The organism is Pseudomonas sp. PAMC 29040 (genome assembly GCF_003994535.1).
Lineage (GTDB): Bacteria > Pseudomonadota > Gammaproteobacteria > Pseudomonadales > Pseudomonadaceae > Aquipseudomonas > Aquipseudomonas paraversuta.
The window spans coordinates 1-16887 of the sequence record NZ_RZAA01000009.1; the positions used below are offsets into that span (position 1 = coordinate 1).

Sequence of the window (16887 nt, forward strand, 5' to 3'; positions counted from 1 at the left end):
CTGTTGCTGTCAAGCGGTTATTTTCAGATGTTTTCAAAGTTTCCTTTGTAACATCAACCACTTGCGCTTTCGATCTCTCGTTAGCGGGAGGCGAATTCTACAGCGTTACACGCTGCTGTCAACACCTCATTTCCTGCTTCGATGACTTGAAGCTGACACTGCCGAAGAACCATCCAACTCATTGAAACTCAAGGAGTTTTCCGTTTCGACTGCGCCGGAAGTGGGCGAATTATAGGCCGTTGGAATTCTGAGTCAAGCATTCGTTGCGACTATTAAACAAAGCACCTTAATAGACAATGAAAAGCCCTGATTTGCGCACTATATTGCACATCGGGCCTTATTTAAGCATGATGCGCTGCTTCTGACACCTATAGCCCGGGCCCACCACGTAATGACCAAGCTCACCCAAAGCCTTGCATCGACCCTATTCCCCGTCGGCTTGCTGCTTATTGCCATGGCCTCGATACAATCGGGTGCTTCGCTGGCTAAAAGCATGTTCCCCATAATAGGCGCCCAAGGCACTACAACCCTGCGATTGCTGTTCGCCAGCATTATCATGCTGTTGATCCTGCGACCCTGGAGAGCCAAGCTCACCGCCAGATCCTTAAAAACCGTGATCGTTTACGGGATAGCGCTGGGGGGCATGAACTTCCTCTTCTATATGTCACTGCGTACGGTTCCACTGGGGATTGCTGTGGCGCTCGAGTTCACAGGACCACTGGCTGTCGCTATTTATTCCTCGCGCAGGCCCATCGACTTTGCCTGGATTGGTCTGGCGATCATCGGACTTCTACTGCTTATCCCCACCGGCGAAAGCACTCAGGGCCTCGACCCTGTCGGCACCGGCTATGCACTGGGCGCCGGAGTCTGCTGGGCGCTATACATTCTATACGGGCAAAAGGCCGGCGCTGACAACGGCGTGCAAACAGCAGCTTTAGGCGTAATGATCGCGGCGCTGTTCATTGCCCCCATCGGGATTGTCCATGCCGGTGCCGCCTTGCTGACCCCAAGCTTGATCCCCATCGCCATTGGCGTCGCAATATTGTCCACCGCCCTCCCCTACACTCTTGAGATGATTGCTTTGACACGCATGCCCACGCGTACATTTGGCACTCTCATGAGTATTGAACCCGCCTTCGGTGCACTGTCAGGTCTGTTGTTTCTGAATGAGGTCCTGTCCTTTAGCCAATGGATGGCAATCTCTTGCATTATCATGGCTTCGGTCGGAGCCACCTTGACGATGCGCAACCACTCGAAACCTGTATTGACTGACAATTAGTCGTCTATTTGACAGAAGTCTGGTAATTGACTCTCATTTAAGGGATGTTTGTTCGTTATGAATGTTGCTTGGCGCGGATAAGGACTTCCTCAAACGCCAACGATAGAGGATTGATCCACACCCGCACTCCGTGAACCCGACGCAAACGCTTAAGGACAGGAATGAAACGAATTTTGGCCGTTTTAGCCGTGCTTGCTGTTGCCGGCTGCGCCGCAACCTCCCAGCCAGCTGTAAAGCATGGCAAACGAGGCCTGCATATCAACTGCTCCGGCTTATCCTCTTCGTGGGACAAGTGCTACGCCCAAGCCGTCAAATCTTGCGGGGACAAGGGCTACAGAGTGATTGCCAAATCTGGAGATACCGCACAGGAGCCAGGGGATTATCCTTTCGGCTTGAATCCTGCCGGATACACCAGCCGAAGCATGATTGTGCTCTGCAAGTGACTGCCTTGAACATTCTGAAGCGCAGCTGAGCAAGCTGGCCGCGCTTCAGAACTGCCTCAGGCAACTTTCGAAAGAGGCACCGTTCGCGCCAGCAGCCACTCCAGCGCAGCCCCTTCAAGCAGCGGGCTCAAGCGTTCACGCACCTGTGCATGATAAGCATCGAACCACTCCAGCTCTTCACGGGTGAGCAGGCCGGGTTCCAGGCAACGGCTATCGATCGGGCACAGGGTCAATGTTTCAAACTTGAGAAACGAACCGAACTCCGAGGCGCCCGCCTCGCGATTCAATACCAGGTTTTCAATGCGCACACCCCAGCGCCCCGGACGATATGTCCCGGGTTCAATGGAGGTAATCATTCCCGGCTGCATTGCTGTATGGGGTGCCGGCGCGGCCTGATAGGCAATGACCTGAGGCCCCTCATGCACATTCAGGAAGTAGCCCACGCCATGCCCGGTTCCGTGCCCGTAATCCACGCTTTCAGCCCAAATCGGAGCTCTGGCAATCGAGTCCAGCAAGGGCGACAAGATACCTTTTGGAAACTGGGCCCTGGACAAGGCAATCACGCCTTTAAGGACACGGGTGCAATCGCGCTTTTGCTCCGCGCTCAAGGTGCCAATCGGTACCATCCGGGTAATGTCAGTGGTTCCGCCCAGGTATTGACCGCCAGAATCTATTAACAGCAGGCCATCCCCTTCAATCACGGCATGTTCTTGCTCAGTCGCGTGATAGTGCGGCATTGCGCCATTGGCATTAAAGGCAGCGATAGTGTTGAAGCTCAGCGACACGTACCCCGGGCGACGCGCACGGGCAGCGGTCAACTGCTCATCAATGGTCAATTCAGTGATGCGTTCACGCCCCAGAGCAGTTTCCAGCCAGGCAAAAAATTCACAAAGAGCAGCACCATCCTGCTCCATGGCCAGACGGATATGAAACGCGTCGTCCAGACTCTTCTGCGACTTGGCCAGGGTAGTCGGGTTCAGCCCTTCCACCAGCGTCACGTCAGGGTGCAGATGGCTGAGCAAGCCGCAGGTCACACGCGCCGGATCCACCAGTAACCGGGTCGATACTGACAATGCTGCCAGCGCGTCATTGATTTCAACGTACTCGCGCAACTCAATACCATCACGCCCAAGTGTCTCTTGCAGGGCGGGACTGACCTTGTTCAGGTCCACAAACAAGGTGGCTTGCGCCGAGTCGATCAATGCAAACGAAACAAATACCGGGTTGAAAGAAACATCCGAGCCACGCAGGTTAAATAACCATGCAATGTCATCGAGGGTTGCTATGAAATGCGCATCGGCCTTGCGCTGCACCAGTGAGTTACGCAACTGTGCCAGTTTGTCCACGCGACTGACTGTTGCTTGTGGCGGTAGATGCTCATACACCGCCTGGACCGGCAGCGCAGGACGATCCTCCCAGACCAGCCCCAGCAGATCGATATCTGTGCGTAAAACGGCACCGCGCTCTTTGAGTTTGCTTTCCAGTGTTCGTGCAGAGGCCAGTGCCAGCACCGCCCCATCAACCGCTACCACAGCACCTTCAGGTGCCTGTTCGGCCAGCCACTCCAGTGGCCCCGGTTGACCTGGCATCAGCTTGACCAGTTCGATGGTACTACCGGCAAGCTCTTTGGCTGCCTGCTCCCAGTAACGGCTGTCAGCCCAAAGACCGGCAAAGGTCGGGGTCACAATCAAAGTGCCGACTGAACCGTGAAAACCCGACAACCATTGCCGGCCCTGCCAATAGGCGGGCAAGTATTCTGAAAGATGGGGGTCGGCCGAGGGTACCAACAGTGCCTGTATTCCGTTCTGGCTCATCAAGGCTCTGGCGCGCGCCAAACGCTGCACTACCAATCCCGGATTCAACGACTGAGTACTCATTCCGCCTCCTGCTAGTCACTACTAATATTATTCCCTCCGGATAATGAATCAGCGGCTAAGACTGGGCAACCGCCCAGAAAGGTGCAGGCGCGGTAACGGCTGCTTTAATCGCATTTACTGCGACATCAATATCCTGCTCGCGGGTAAAGCGCCCGAGACTCAATCGAATGGTTCGACCGGCTTTTTCAGCATCATGGCCCAACGCGAGCAACACATGGGACGGGGTTTTACTGGCCGAGTTACATGCCGAAGTAGCCGAATACGCCAGCACAGCGCTCAATGCCGAACTGTTGAAATGCCCTTCGCTGAAGGTCAGGCTCAAGGTATGGGGAATTCGTTGCGTTGGACAGCCATTGCATTGCACCCCCGGCACATCGGCCAACTGCTCCAGCAACCGCTGACGCAGAGCGCCGATATGCGCCAGCTCCTGGGCAAATGATTCGCTGGCCAGGGCAAAAGCAGCCCCCATGCCGGCTATCTGGTGAGTGGCCAGGGTTCCGGAGCGCAGCCCCGACTCATGACCGCCACCATGGATCTGGGCCTGCAAACGATCCTGTGCCCGTGTCCCCACATACAGGGCGCCAATCCCCTTGGGCCCGTAAACCTTGTGCCCCGAAAACGACATCAGATCCACGGCCCACGCCTCCAGGTCGATGGCTACCTTGCCAGCGCCCTGGGCGGCATCAACATGAAACAACGCACCGTGTTCGCGAACCCGTAAACCAATACCCGAGATGTCATTCACTGTCCCGAGCTCATTGTTCACCAGCATCAGCGACACCAGCAGAGTGTCCTCTCGCAACGCATCGCTGACTTGCTGCGCGCTCACAAGCCCATGGCTGTCGGGCGCCAGATACGTCACATCAAATCCTGACTCTTCGAGGAACCGGGCCGTGTCCAGCACCGCCTTGTGTTCAATCTGACTGGTGATGATGTGCCCGCGCGCCTTGCCGCTGGCCAGTGCCACACCCTTCAACGCAAGGTTATTGGACTCGGTAGCACCCGAGGTCCAGATAATGTGCTCGGCCCTGGCATTGATCAGCTGTGCAACCTGTTCGCGAGCCAGCTCCACCGAGCCTCGGGCCTGCTGACCGAAAACATGTGAGCCCGAGGCCGGGTTGCCAAAGTTTCCTTCAAAGCCAAGACAATCGACCATCACCTGAATGACACGAGCGTCCACGGGCGTGGTGGCAGCGTAATCGAAATAAAGAGGTCTTTTGTTCATTGTGCAAACCTACTGAGCGTTCCGGAATCAGGCAGTGCTTGATATCAGAAGAGTGAAGCCACCTTGAAAACGTGGCCATTAGAAATACCCGATTAACCTGGGTGACAAAAGAAGCCGCTTCAACAAATGTCGTAGGAGCCTTCCAAAATTCACGAGATCAGAAAACCATAGCTCTATAAAGCGCTAAAAGTACCTGCCTGTGCAAGTCTGATATGCCATAAGGATATATAAATATGGAATTACGTTAGTTTACGGAATAACAAAAGCTCTTTATAAAGCAGCCTTCGGCTTTCCTTTTGTGGGTATAGCCCTCCCCCGATAAAAGGAGCTGTACATGCAGCTTTTGACACTGCCTGCCACTCCGGCACTCGCGACCTCCATACGGGCCACAGCCCAGGTTTTTGCAGACCCTGCCTCCAAGGCGTTGCTCGCGCATCTGCAACAAATAGCCCCCAGTGATGCCAGTGTGTTGATCATCGGAGAAACCGGCACCGGCAAAGAGATTGTCGCCCGCCATATTCACCAGCTCAGCCACCGCCATCAACAACCGTTTGTGGCGGTAAACTGCGGAGCCTTCTCCGAATCACTGGTCGAAGCCGAGCTGTTCGGCCATGAGAAAGGGGCATTCACCGGTGCACTCGGGGCTAAGGCCGGCTGGTTTGAAGAGGCTGACGGCGGCACGTTGTTTCTGGACGAAATCGGCGATTTACCATTGCCCATTCAAGTGAAACTGTTACGTGTGCTGCAAGAGCAAGAGGTGGTGCGGCTTGGGTCGCGCAAAAGCACGCCGATCAATGTTCGCGTGCTGGCGGCAACTAATGTGAATCTGGAGCAGGCTATCGATGCCGGTCACTTTCGCGAAGATCTGTATTACCGGCTGAACGTGGTCAGCCTTGTTCTGCAGCCCTTGCGCGAGCGCCAGGGCGACATCCTGCCGCTGGCAAGGCATTTCCTTCAAACCTACCGGCAACGACTGCAACACGGCCCTACAGCATTAAGTACATGCGCTGAACAGGTGCTTATGGATCACCCCTGGCAGGGCAATATTCGCGAGCTTGAAAACGTCGTGCACCACAGCTTGCTCCTGTGCAGCAATCAGACCATCACCGCCCGGGACTTGCGCCTGTCGCAGTCACGCAGCAAACGCCTGGAGCCTGCTGCGCCACAACCATCCACCACCACTGACCACTTGTTACAGCGTGCATTTCAAAAGCTGTTCGAAGAAGAACCTGGCGCCCTGCACGAAACCGTAGAGGACAGCCTGTTGCGCGCGGCTTACGAGTTCTGCCATCACAACCAGGTACATACTGCCAAACTGCTGGGCTTGAGCCGCAATGTCACCCGTACTCGTCTGATCAAACTCGGGGCTCTGGCCGTAAACACACGAAGGCTTGATGCACAAACGGCGTTGTGAGTGGACACCTCGGCAGCAACCCGGCATTGCTGCCGGGCTTTCCCTCAAGCCGGGGTTAACTCCTCAAGCCGGCGCGCTTCCAGCTCTCTTACCAGAGGCAGCACCCGACGTCCGAAATACTCCACCTCTTCCTGAAAATGCAGAAACCCCGCCAGCACCAGATCCACGCCCAAGGCCTTGAGCGCCACGATCCGCTGTGCGATCTGCAGCGGCGTGCCAATCAAATTGGTTTTAAAACCATCGTTGTACTGCACCAGATCCTCAAAGGTTGACTTGGCCCAGTTACCTTCTCCCTCAACTGAAGACTTGCCCGCCTGTTTCGCTGCGTCACCAAAGGCATGGACCGCCTCAACGTCGGCATTTTCGATGATTTCCTGCAACACCGCCCGCGCCTCTTGCTCCGTGTCACGGGCAATGACAAAAGCATTCACCCCGACCTTCACCGAGCGCTGGTTGGCAGCCGCCTTGACACGAATGTCGTCGATCTGTGCCTTGATCCCTTCCGGGGTGTTGCCATTGGTGAAGTACCAGTCCGATACGCTGGCTGCCATATCCCGCGCAGCACGCGAACTGCCACCCTGAAATATTTCCGGATGCGGCAAACCCAGCGGCTTGGGCTTGAGGGTGTAATTGTTGACCCGGTAGAAATCCCCTTTGAAGGTGAAGTTATCCTGGGTCCAGATCCCCTTGAGGACACGAATGAACTCCTCCGAGCGGCGGTAGCGCTCGTCATGCTCCAGCCAGTGCTCACCGATGGCATTGAATTCACCCTTGAACCAGCCACTGACAATATTGACCGCAATCCGGCCCTCCGTCAGCTGATCAATGGTGGCCAGTTGCTTGGCTGCCAGCGCAGGCTTCCAGGGCCCCGGCAGGATCGCAGCGATGACTTTCAAGTGGGTGGTAGCAGCCAATAGCGCGTGGCTGAACGCTACCGACTCGTGCTGAAATTCTGCGCCGTAACCCGCAGTGAAACGGATCTGGGTCAGGGCATATTCAAAACCTGCCGCCTCCGCCAGGCGCGCCAGTTTGCGGTTGTAATCGATCCCCCAATCGGTACGTTGCTCAATCTTGCTGACCACCAGACCACCGCTGACGTTAGGCACCCAGTAGGCAAATTTTATGGCTTGCTGACTCATTGGCATGATCTCGGCGTTAGGAAATGTCCTAACCACAGAGCAGCATCTATGCCAACAGGTCTAAACCGCTCTTACCACCACAGGAAACCGGCGCGAGCTGTCTGTCTGGCGCTTATTTGTTGAATGACTGTTGGCCCGACAACACTTTTCGAGCGCAAAAGGTCTATCGCCGCTGTCGACCGTTATCGGTAAGATGACGCCCTTCCCGCGCTTGTGCGCCGTACGCCCCGCCGAATTAAGTCGATCCCATGCCTTTTGAACTCAGCGTAGATTTGACCACCCTCGCCATTCTGGCCGCAGTGGCCTTTGTGGCCGGCTTTATCGATGCCATTGCCGGTGGCGGTGGCCTGCTCACCACCCCGGCCTTGCTCACTGCAGGCTTGCCCCCGCACCTGGTACTGGGCACTAACAAACTCAGTTCGACGTTCGGCTCAGCCACTGCCAGCTTTACGTTCTATCGACGCAAACTATTCCATCCCAGAGAGTGGAAGCTGGCTATTTTCGGGACTTTGGCAGGCGCACTGATCGGTGCCATCGTGGCCCATTACATGCCCGCCGAGTGGCTGAACAAGATGCTGCCGGTGATTGTTTTTGGCTGTGGCCTGTATCTGTTGTTCGGTGGCACACCCAAAACCCCGATCGACAACGATGCACCGATCAAAAAGAAATGGCAGCTGCCACAAGGCCTGGGTCTGGGCTTCTATGACGGCGTAGCCGGCCCCGGAACAGGCGCCTTCTGGACCGTCAGCAGCATGCTGATGTATCCCATCGACCTGGTGAAAGCCAGCGGCGTGGCCCGCAGCATGAACTTCGTCAGCAACATTGCGGCGCTGTCGGTATTTGTTTTTTCAGGGCATGTGGACTGGGTTATCGGCCTGACCATGGGCTTTGCCGTAATGGTCGGTGCTTTCTTTGGCGCCCGCAGCGCGATCAGCGGCGGGGCCAAATTCATTCGCCCGGTGTTTATCACCGTGGTCCTGGGACTGACTGTACGCCTAGCCTGGCAACACTGGTTCGGCCAGGCCTAAGCGCCGCGCCACATACAGGTCGATGAGATAGCGCGCAATCGAGCGCGATGCTGGCAGCGGCGGCAAATGATGCACATTGAACCACTGTGCATCTTCTATCTCGTCCGCCTGGGGCACGATATCGCCCCCTGCATATTCCGCATGAAAACCCAGCATCATCGAATGCGGAAATGGCCAGCACTGACTGCCCATGTACTGGATATTCGTAACCTCCAGCTGCACTTCTTCACGCACCTCGCGAATCAGGCAATCTTCCGCCGACTCCCCCGGCTCGGCGAATCCCGCCAGCGTGCTATATACCCCCGGCACAAAGCGCGGCGAACGCGCCAGCAGCACCTCATCGCCCCGGGTAATCAATACAATCATGCTCGGCGAAATACGCGGATAACTGCGCAGGTTACAGGGCGCGCAGTACATCGCACGCTCCCCGGGTACCTGCGTCATGGCCCGCCCGCAACTGCCACAGAAACGATGCTCTGTGGCCCAGGTGCCTATTTGCGCGGCGTAGCCCAGGACCTTGTAAAGGGTGTGATCGCCCTCCAGCATAAAAGCCCGCAAGCCCTGCCAGCGGCAGCCTTCAACCTGCGCCGGACGCTCCAGCTCCAGCAGATATACCGGCTCGCCGTCCAGATGCCCGATACCATGCTCGGCCAGCAGCGGCAGGTCCTGACGCTTGAGCCATTCACGGGGGAACAGCGGGCCATTATCGTCAAGCAGAAATCCGTCGGGGCCGCGCACCACAGCCAGGCCGCCAGGTAGGTCTGCATCCAGTACTGCCGTGGTCCAACGCGGTGTCATGAAACGATCCTTGGTCAGGTTAAAAGTGTCAGTCGAGAAATTCAGGCTTTTGCTTGGTCATATGTGCGGTCATCGCCAACCGCAAGTCGCTTGACTGGAGCATGGCCGCGTTCCATGTCGCGACATACTCCAGACCGTCATCTACGCGGTGATCACGCATATAACCGATCATCTGCTTGGTCCCGCCAATGGCAATCGGCGACTTGCTGGAGATCTCTTGCGCGATCGCCATAACGCCTTCGAGCAACGCCTGATGATCACTGTAGACCCGATTGACCAGGCCGATCGTACGCGCCTCGTCAGCGAGCACCATGCGCCCGGTGTAGGCCATTTCACGCAGCATGCCATCGCCGATGATGCGGGGCAGACGTTGCAGTGTGCCGACATCGGCAGCCATGCCCATGTCGATTTCCTTGATCGAGAACTGCGCATCTGCTGCTGCATAGCGCATGTCGCAGGCGGCGATCAGGTCAATGGCACCCCCCAGGCAATAACCCTGAATGGCTGCCAGAACTGGCTTGCGGCACCCATCGACTGCATTGAACGAGGCCTGCATCTGCAGAATTTTACGCCGCAGTAAACGCGCGTTACGCCCTACATCCTTGCCCAGTTCATTGGCCACAGAGGCCAGCAACATCAGATCAATACCGGCCGAAAAGTGCTTGCCCGCCCCACTGAGTACCACTACGCGGACGGCATCGGTTTCATCGATCCATTGAAAGATTTCGACGATTTCGCTCCAGAACGCCGCATTCATCGCATTGACCTTCTCAGGTCGATTGATCTGCACGTGGGCGATGCTGCCCTGTAATTCAACCTTGAAAGCCTGGTAGTCGGACATAAGCTCAATCCTTTGTGGGGCGCAGTGCCGGTCAATAAGTCGCGGACTATAACAAGCACTGCGGGCCTCAGGCAGGCCGTTATTACGCCAAAAACCGGGCTACAGAATAAAACGCTCGATCGCCTGGGCGACACCGTCTTCAAGGTTGCTGCCCGTCACGTACATCGCCTGCTTGCGTATTTCTTCCGGGGCCTGGCCCATGGCAATCGAAATCCCTGCCCGATGAAACATCGCCGGATCATTGCCGCCATCGCCGATGGCCGCCGTGCGCACCAGCGGCACATCCAGAAACTCGGCCAGAGCCACCAGCGCATCGCCTTTGTTGGCTTTGAGTGCGGTGATATCCAGATAACGGGCCTGTGAGCGACTGGCGACCGCGAGCCCGCTCAACACCGGTTGCAAACGCTGTTCAAGGTCCAGCAATAATGGCGCATCGCTGCAGGTGGCTACGATCTTGTGCACCTTGTGCAGATAAGGCTCATAGCTTTCAACCACCTTTGGCGCATACCCGAGGCCGTGCTGCTCGTGAGCGACCATTTCGCCGGACGGATCACGTACCAGCCAGTCTTCATCGACAAACAGCCAGACCTCAACCGGGTGTTCCGCCAACAGGGCCAGGGTCTTTAGCACCCCTTCATAGTGCACATGATGGGACTGCAGGTATTCGCCCTGGGCGTTGACCAGCAGTCCGCCATTGAACCCGGCGACCGGCAATTCAATGCCCAGTTGCTGGCTGATCTCGCGCATGGCTCTGGGCGGTCTGCCGGAGGCCAGCGTGAAATGAACACCCGCCGCCTGCAGCTTTTTCACTGCAGCCAGGTTGCGAGGACTGAGGCTGTGGTCAGGCGACAGCAGGGTGCCATCCATGTCACTCAGCACCAGCTCAATGGACTCTTGCTTCACGTCACTCATCCTATGTTCAGCCAAGCGCGACCATCGCGTGCCAGCAGTTGTTTTGCTGCTTCGGGACCATCCTGTCCAGCCGGATAGGACTGCACGTCCGTGTGTTCACGCCATGCATCGAGAAATGGCTGCACACCGCGCCAGCCGTTTTCAATATTGTCAGCGCGCTGAAACAAGGTCTGATCCCCCGTCAGGCAGTCGTAGATCAATGTCTCGTAGCCGGTGGAAGGCTGCATTTCGAAGAAGTCTTTGTACGCAAATCCAAGGGCGATATTAGCCATTTTCAGCCCCGGCCCCGGTCGCTTGGCCTGAAGGTCAAACCACATGCCTTCGTTGGGCTGAATCTGGATCCGCAAATAGTTTGGCTGCAGCCGGTCTACTTCGGTGTCACGGAACTGCGCATAAGGCGCGGGCTTGAAGCAAATTGCGATTTCAGTATCACGGGCACTCATGCGCTTGCCGGTACGCAGATAAAATGGCACGCCGACCCAGCGCCAGTTATCGATCATGACCTTGAGCGCGACAAAGGTTTCAGTGTTGCTGTCAGGGGCCACGTTGTTCTCTTCGCGATACCCCACGACCGGTTTGCCACCGGACTCACCCTGGGTGTATTGCCCGCGTACCGAGTTTTTCAGCGCTTCTTCCTTCGACCAGGGGCGGATTGCTCCAATCACCTTGGCCTTTTCACCCCGCACCGCATCGGCGCCAAAAGCTGCGGGGGGCTCCATTGCCACCATCGCCAGCAGTTGAAACAAATGATTGGGCAGCATGTCGCGCAGTGCGCCGGTGTGCTCGTAAAAACTGCCACGTGTCTCGACCCCGACGGTTTCTGCCGCGGTGATCTGTACATGGTCGATGTAATGATTGTTCCAGAAGGATTCGAAAAGCCCGTTGGAGAATCGGCTGACCAGAATGTTCTGGACTGTTTCCTTGCCCAGGTAATGGTCAATCCGGTAGATCTGCTTCTCGCTCATGACGGTCAGCAGACAGGCATTCAATGCCTGCGCCGTTTCAACGTCTGAGCCAAAAGGTTTTTCAATAACTACCCGGCGAAAAGCTTCCGGGGTTTCTTTTAGCAACCCGCCAGCACCCAGCCGCTGCACCACTTCGCTGAAAAAGCGGGGGGCAGTGGCCAGGTAGAACACCGCGTTACCGGTGCCACTGGCGATGATCTTCTGTTCCAGCGCGGCATAGGTGCTGTCATCCAGAAAATCGCCCTGCACGTAACTGATGTTCTTCGCCAGCGAAGCCCACAATTGGGCATTCAAGCCCTGGCCCTCAGGATGATCCACTTTGCTGGCGGCTTCATTGCGAATGAAGTCCTCCAGCTTTTTGGCAAAGCCCTCATCACTGATTGCATTGTGGTCGACGCCCACAATATGCAAACCATCGTCCAGCAAACCATCGCGACTCAAGTTGTACAGCGCCGGCATCAGCAAGCGCTTGACCAGATCACCGTGAGCCCCAAACAGGAACAGCGTGGTAGGCGGTGCCGGTTTGGTGTTGGATTTGCTGGACTGATCGGTCATTTCTTAGGTGTCTCCACATGGCCGCCGAAACCAAAGCGCATGGCCGACAACAATTTGTCGCCATACAGGCTTTGCTGGCGTGAGCTATAGCGGGCAAACAAGGCGTTCGACAATACCGGTACCGGGGTCGACTGCTCCATGGCCGCTTCGATGGTCCAGCGGCCTTCACCGCTGTCCGCCACGGCGCCCGAGTAGCCATCAAGCGGCGCGTCGGTGGCCAGGGCATCGGCGGTCAGATCCAGCAACCAGGACGACACGACACTGCCACGACGCCACACTTCGGCGATATCACCCAGGTTCAGGTCAAAACGCTGATCTTCCGGCAGATTCTCACCGCCCTTCATCTTCATCAGGTTGAAGCCTTCGGCGTAAGCCTGCATCAGGCCGTACTCAATACCGTTGTGCACCATCTTGACGAAGTGCCCGGCACCCGCAGGGCCTGCATGGATATAACCACGCTCTGCGCGATCATCTTCAGAAACACGGTCTTTGGTGCGCGCAATATCGCCCATACCCGGTGCAAGTGCGGCAAACAGCGGGTCCAGATGTTTAACGACTTCAGTGTCGCCGCCAATCATCATGCAGTAACCGCGCTCCAGGCCCCAGACGCCGCCCGAAGTTCCGACGTCAACGTACTGCAGGCCTTTTTCGGCCAGCGCCCGGGAACGACGGATGTCATCTTTATAAAAGGTGTTGCCGCCGTCGATGATGATGTCACCGGCGTCGAGCAGTTGGCTCAGGGTCTCGATGGTGTCTTCGGTCGGCGCACCGGACGGCAGCATCACCCAGACAGCACGGGGCTTGGCAAGGCCAGCTACCAGCGCCGGCAAGTCGGTGACGCCTGTGGCGCCTTCCTGCTCGAGGGCACTGACAAAGTCGGTATTGCGGTCAAAAACCACGGTTGTATGCCCATTGAGCATCAGACGCCGCGCGATATTCCCGCCCATACGGCCCAATCCAATAATTCCCAACTGCATGTACTGTTGCTCCCAACGACAAATAAATAGGTGTACAGCACCTTAGTGCAGCATTGCTTAAGGTGCCCGGCTGAGGATTAGTCCTAGCGCATGCTGCATAGTTTCGCACAAGCAGCCACCCAGATTCGCGATTCAATACACTCAGAAGACGAACGAGCACGCCAAGACCGCAAAAAAAATTAAAAGTTCACATCATTCAAGAAAGAAATCACAATCGCTCCCGACAGTGATCCAGTCCTGCAACGGGCAATTTGGATACTCGATTTAAAGTTGCCAGAGGCGAAGCGAACCATGACCACCGTATTGTCCGCACAACCTGCCCAGACCCTCTATGTCACAGTTCGCCGTGACGAGCTGCGTCAACTCAAGGACGAGTGCGTGCAGTTGCGCCAGGAGCTCGCACAATTGCGCCAGCAATTACAAATCGCCCAGGCCGGCCAGCTTTTTAATGGCGGCGCCGAGCACACCCGCCACAGCGACTGATCACGCCGATACAAGCGGCGAGCCAAAGCCTGCCGTCATCTGTGACAAAGTTTTCACATCCCGTTAGCAATACTGAAACACTTTGTGGCTGCTCAATATTGAGGCGGCCCTCACTTGTTGTGCCGGGCTAAACGGCATCTACGATTCAAGTTGTTATCAGCTGGAGCGCTGTATGGGGATGTTCAAACGCAGTAACACATCTGCGAAAGGTTTCGACTGGGCCGGACTCGGCTGGCTATTTCTGTTCTTCTGGTACTTCTCCGGCATTACCCAACTGCTGATCCAACTGACGGGTACCTCCGGGTTTTCGGGCTTTCGTCAGGCCTTCATAATGAGTTCCATCTGGCTCGCGCCGATGCTCATGTTTCCCAAGCACACCCGTGTAATGGCAGCCGTCATTGGCGTCTTGCTGTGGGCGTGCTCCATGGCCAGCCTCGGCTACTTCTTCATCTATCAGCAAGAATTCTCGCAAAGCGTCATCTTCATCATGTTCGAGTCGAACATCTCTGAAGCCGGCGAATACATGACCCAGTACTTCGCCTGGTGGATGGTACTGGCGTTCCTTGCCCATACCGCCTTCGCCGTATTCCTCTGGACCCGCTTGCGCCCGGTATACATGCCCCGCGTACAAGCCTGGACAGTAGCAATCGCTTTGCTTCTGGCAGTTGTCGGTTACCCGATCATCAAGCAAACGATCAAGCACGACACCCTGGCCGCTGCCATGGAAAGCTTTGAAAGCCGGGTAGAGCCCGCAGTGCCATGGCAGATGGCGGTGGCGTATCGCCGTTACCTGGAACAACTGGACAACATGCAGGGCATGCTCGCCAGTGCCAGCAAAATTCCGCCCCTGACCAACCTCAAGGACAATGAAGCCGGCAAGCCCACCACGCTGGTGCTGGTCATTGGCGAGTCCACCAACCGCCAGCGCATGAGCCTCTATGGCTACCCGCGCGAGACCACGCCCAACCTCGACAAATTGCGCGACCAGCTGGCGATTTTCGACAACGTCGTGACGCCGCGTCCTTACACCATCGAAGCACTGCAGCAAGTCCTGACCTTTGCTGACGAAGAAAACCCTGACCTGTACCTCAGCACCCCATCGCTGGTCAGCGTGATGAAGCAAGCCGGATACAAAACCTTCTGGGTGACCAACCAGCAGACCATGACCAAGCGCAACACCATGCTCACCACGTTCTCCGAGCAGGCAGACCAGCAGGTCTATCTCAATAACAACAGGAACCAGAACGCGCGCCAGTATGACGGTGACGTGCTCGAACCCTTCAACAAGATCCTGGCCGACAGTGCACCACGCAAGCTGATCGTGATTCATCTGCTCGGCACGCACATGAGCTATCAGTACCGTTATCCGCCGACCTTCGACAAGTTCACCGATCGCACCGGCGTCCCTGCCGGCCTGACCGATGATCAGGTGCCGACTTACAACAGCTACGACAATGCCGTTTTGTATAACGACTTTGTGGTGTCGAGCCTGATCAAGGATTTTGCCAAGACCGACCCCAACGGCTTCCTGCTGTATCTGTCCGATCACGGTGAAGACGTGTTCGATTCGGTTGGCCACAGCACGCTGGGCCGCAACGAAGCCAAACCCACAGCGCCGATGTACACCATTCCGTTCATGGCCTGGGCTTCGCCAAAATGGCGTGAGAGCCATGCATGGAACTTCGCCAGCGACCTTGGCCGTCCTTACAGCAGTTCACAGTTCATCCATACCTGGGCAGACCTGGCCGGTTTGAGCGCTGACGAACTGGACGACAAGAAGAGCCTGGTGAGCGATCAATTTATCGCCCGACCTCAATTGATCGGAGATCCGTACTCGCGCCCGCAAAAAGCCTTGATCGACTTCAGTCTGATCAAACCCAAGGCCCCTGCCGCGAGCGATGTGGCCAAACAGTAAAAACGCAACGGGGAGCCAATGGCTCCCCGTTCAGTTTCAGTTGATCCCCGCCCTGCCAAACAGCGCCGTGCCTCTAGAGATATTTGTTCCAGAACAGCATCTGACCGTGGGCCGGGTTGAGCTGGCCCTCGCTAAATCCGAACTTCCTGTAGGAACCTTGAGCGACCGGGTTGCCCTCAAGCACCTCGAGAGTGATCTTGCAGCAATCACGTTCACGGGCAATCTCCTCGACCTTGAGCAGCATCTGCTGACTCAGGCCCAGACCGCGGAATGTATCGACCACTGACACGTCGTGCACGTTGACCAGAGGCTTGCCGGCAAAGGTCGAGAAGCCTTCAAAACAGTTGACCAGCCCCGCCGCCTCGCCATTGACAAACGCCAGCACGCTGAACGCATGGGGACGCTTGGCCAGCTCTGCAGGCAACTGCTCCAGCACCTGGGGCGACAACGCCTCACCGCCGCCCATAGGGTCTTTGGCATAGTGATTCAATACGTCTCTCAAAGCCTGGGCGTGAACCGGGTTTGTATAGTTTGCTTGCACTACCACGACATCCGACATTGCTTGGATTCCTTGACGACTGGGTTCTTGGTGTCCGATTTTGATGACACCCGACCTTAGCGTGCCTGAAGCGCCACAGACAAGTGCCCGCGTCATGTGTGGCCAGAGGGATCCAGGGTTTGCATCAGCACCTCGACTTGCGGCACCAGGCAGTCGGCGTCCGGGTAAATCAGTACATGGCGAAACTGTTGATTGTCCTGGCGATACGCCTCGGCATCCACAGCCGCAACATCTGCCATCTTCTGGCTGAGCAGCAGTAAATCGAAATCATGGACCTGAGCGTCATACAGGCTCACTAACGCCTGCAGGTCATACAAGGGGGCAACTCGGAAATACCCCGCAGCATTAAGCGACTTTTCTATTTTTAAAGCCTGAGCCCAATCGGCATCGGCAATCAGTATTCGCAATGACTTGGTGGGCATGATGTCTGAACCATCGTCAAATGCATTCTGTTAGACCGGGACACGCCAGCTTTAC

General features: G+C 56.5%; 16 protein-coding genes. 6 read left to right on the top strand and 10 right to left on the bottom strand.

Features of this window, described 5'->3' with window-relative positions:
- The first annotated feature begins 391 nt into the window (after positions 1-391).
- Entirely contained in the window at positions 392-1279 is an 888-nt protein-coding gene (gene rhtA / locus WG29040_RS16595; RefSeq protein ID WP_010655800.1) for a threonine/homoserine exporter RhtA, read from the top strand.
- Positions 1280-1440: 161 nt separating this feature from the next.
- The gene (locus tag WG29040_RS16600; protein ID WP_081481296.1) at positions 1441-1722 is read left to right on the top strand and encodes a hypothetical protein; all 282 of its coding nucleotides are present in this window, start codon (positions 1441-1443) and stop codon (positions 1720-1722) included.
- A gap of 56 nt (positions 1723-1778) precedes the next feature.
- Here the strand turns inward: WG29040_RS16600 and WG29040_RS16605 are convergent, their stop codons facing one another.
- On the bottom strand, positions 1779-3599 hold the full coding sequence (locus WG29040_RS16605) for an aminopeptidase P family protein (protein ID WP_127196545.1): 1821 nt from the start codon (positions 3597-3599) through the stop codon (positions 1779-1781).
- A 55-nt stretch (positions 3600-3654) separates the two neighbouring features.
- Positions 3655-4824: a cysteine desulfurase family protein gene (locus WG29040_RS16610; protein WP_127196546.1), complete on the bottom strand. Its 1170-nt coding sequence runs from the start codon at positions 4822-4824 to the stop codon at positions 3655-3657.
- A gap of 334 nt (positions 4825-5158) precedes the next feature.
- Between WG29040_RS16610 and WG29040_RS16615 the strand changes: the two genes are divergently transcribed.
- Entirely contained in the window at positions 5159-6238 is a 1080-nt protein-coding gene (locus WG29040_RS16615; RefSeq protein WP_003441537.1) for a sigma-54-dependent Fis family transcriptional regulator, read from the top strand.
- A gap of 44 nt (positions 6239-6282) precedes the next feature.
- Here the strand turns inward: WG29040_RS16615 and sfnG are convergent, their stop codons facing one another.
- Positions 6283-7383, bottom strand: a complete 1101-nt coding sequence (sfnG, locus tag WG29040_RS16620) for a dimethylsulfone monooxygenase SfnG (RefSeq protein WP_165439792.1) — start codon at positions 7381-7383, stop codon at positions 6283-6285.
- Between the two features lie 242 nt (positions 7384-7625).
- Here sfnG and WG29040_RS16625 point away from each other — a divergent pair, with 242 nt between their 5' ends.
- Positions 7626-8405, top strand: coding sequence for a TSUP family transporter (locus WG29040_RS16625; RefSeq protein ID WP_003441533.1), 780 nt, complete (start codon positions 7626-7628; stop codon positions 8403-8405).
- Here the strand turns inward: WG29040_RS16625 and nudC are convergent.
- From nudC to gnd, 5 genes are all read right to left on the bottom strand, one after another.
- Positions 8373-9203: an NAD(+) diphosphatase gene (nudC, locus tag WG29040_RS16630; RefSeq protein WP_003441530.1), complete on the bottom strand. Its 831-nt coding sequence runs from the start codon at positions 9201-9203 to the stop codon at positions 8373-8375. The two genes, WG29040_RS16625 and nudC, sit on opposite strands and share 33 nt — an antisense overlap.
- Positions 9204-9231: 28 nt before the next feature.
- Positions 9232-10044 carry a crotonase/enoyl-CoA hydratase family protein gene (locus tag WG29040_RS16635; protein ID WP_127196547.1) on the bottom strand — a complete coding sequence of 271 codons (813 nt, stop codon included), beginning with the start codon at positions 10042-10044 and terminating at the stop codon, positions 9232-9234.
- A gap of 99 nt (positions 10045-10143) precedes the next feature.
- The gene (locus WG29040_RS16640; protein WP_037001458.1) at positions 10144-10956 is read right to left on the bottom strand and encodes a Cof-type HAD-IIB family hydrolase; all 813 of its coding nucleotides are present in this window, start codon (positions 10954-10956) and stop codon (positions 10144-10146) included.
- Positions 10953-12476 carry a glucose-6-phosphate dehydrogenase gene (gene zwf / locus WG29040_RS16645; RefSeq protein ID WP_003441519.1) on the bottom strand — a complete coding sequence of 508 codons (1524 nt, stop codon included), beginning with the start codon at positions 12474-12476 and terminating at the stop codon, positions 10953-10955. The genes WG29040_RS16640 and zwf overlap by 4 nt, the downstream gene beginning before the upstream one ends.
- Complete coding sequence (gnd, locus tag WG29040_RS16650; RefSeq protein ID WP_003441516.1) at positions 12473-13453, bottom strand: phosphogluconate dehydrogenase (NAD(+)-dependent, decarboxylating); 981 nt, start codon at positions 13451-13453, stop codon at positions 12473-12475. The genes zwf and gnd overlap by 4 nt, the downstream gene beginning before the upstream one ends.
- A 291-nt stretch (positions 13454-13744) precedes the next feature.
- On the opposite strand from gnd, the gene WG29040_RS16655 reads away from it, so the two are divergent.
- Positions 13745-13936: a DUF6026 family protein gene (locus WG29040_RS16655; RefSeq protein WP_127196548.1), complete on the top strand. Its 192-nt coding sequence runs from the start codon at positions 13745-13747 to the stop codon at positions 13934-13936.
- A 172-nt stretch (positions 13937-14108) separates the two neighbouring features.
- Complete coding sequence (locus tag WG29040_RS16660) at positions 14109-15851, top strand: phosphoethanolamine transferase CptA (RefSeq protein WP_127196549.1); 1743 nt, start codon at positions 14109-14111, stop codon at positions 15849-15851.
- 73 nt (positions 15852-15924) lie between these two features.
- Here WG29040_RS16660 and WG29040_RS16665 read toward each other — a convergent pair whose 3' ends face one another.
- On the bottom strand, positions 15925-16410 hold the full coding sequence (locus WG29040_RS16665; protein WP_003441508.1) for a GNAT family N-acetyltransferase: 486 nt from the start codon (positions 16408-16410) through the stop codon (positions 15925-15927).
- A gap of 92 nt (positions 16411-16502) precedes the next feature.
- Positions 16503-16832, bottom strand: coding sequence for a hypothetical protein (locus WG29040_RS16670; RefSeq protein WP_127196550.1), 330 nt, complete (start codon positions 16830-16832; stop codon positions 16503-16505).
- Between the last annotated feature and the right edge of the window lie 55 nt (positions 16833-16887).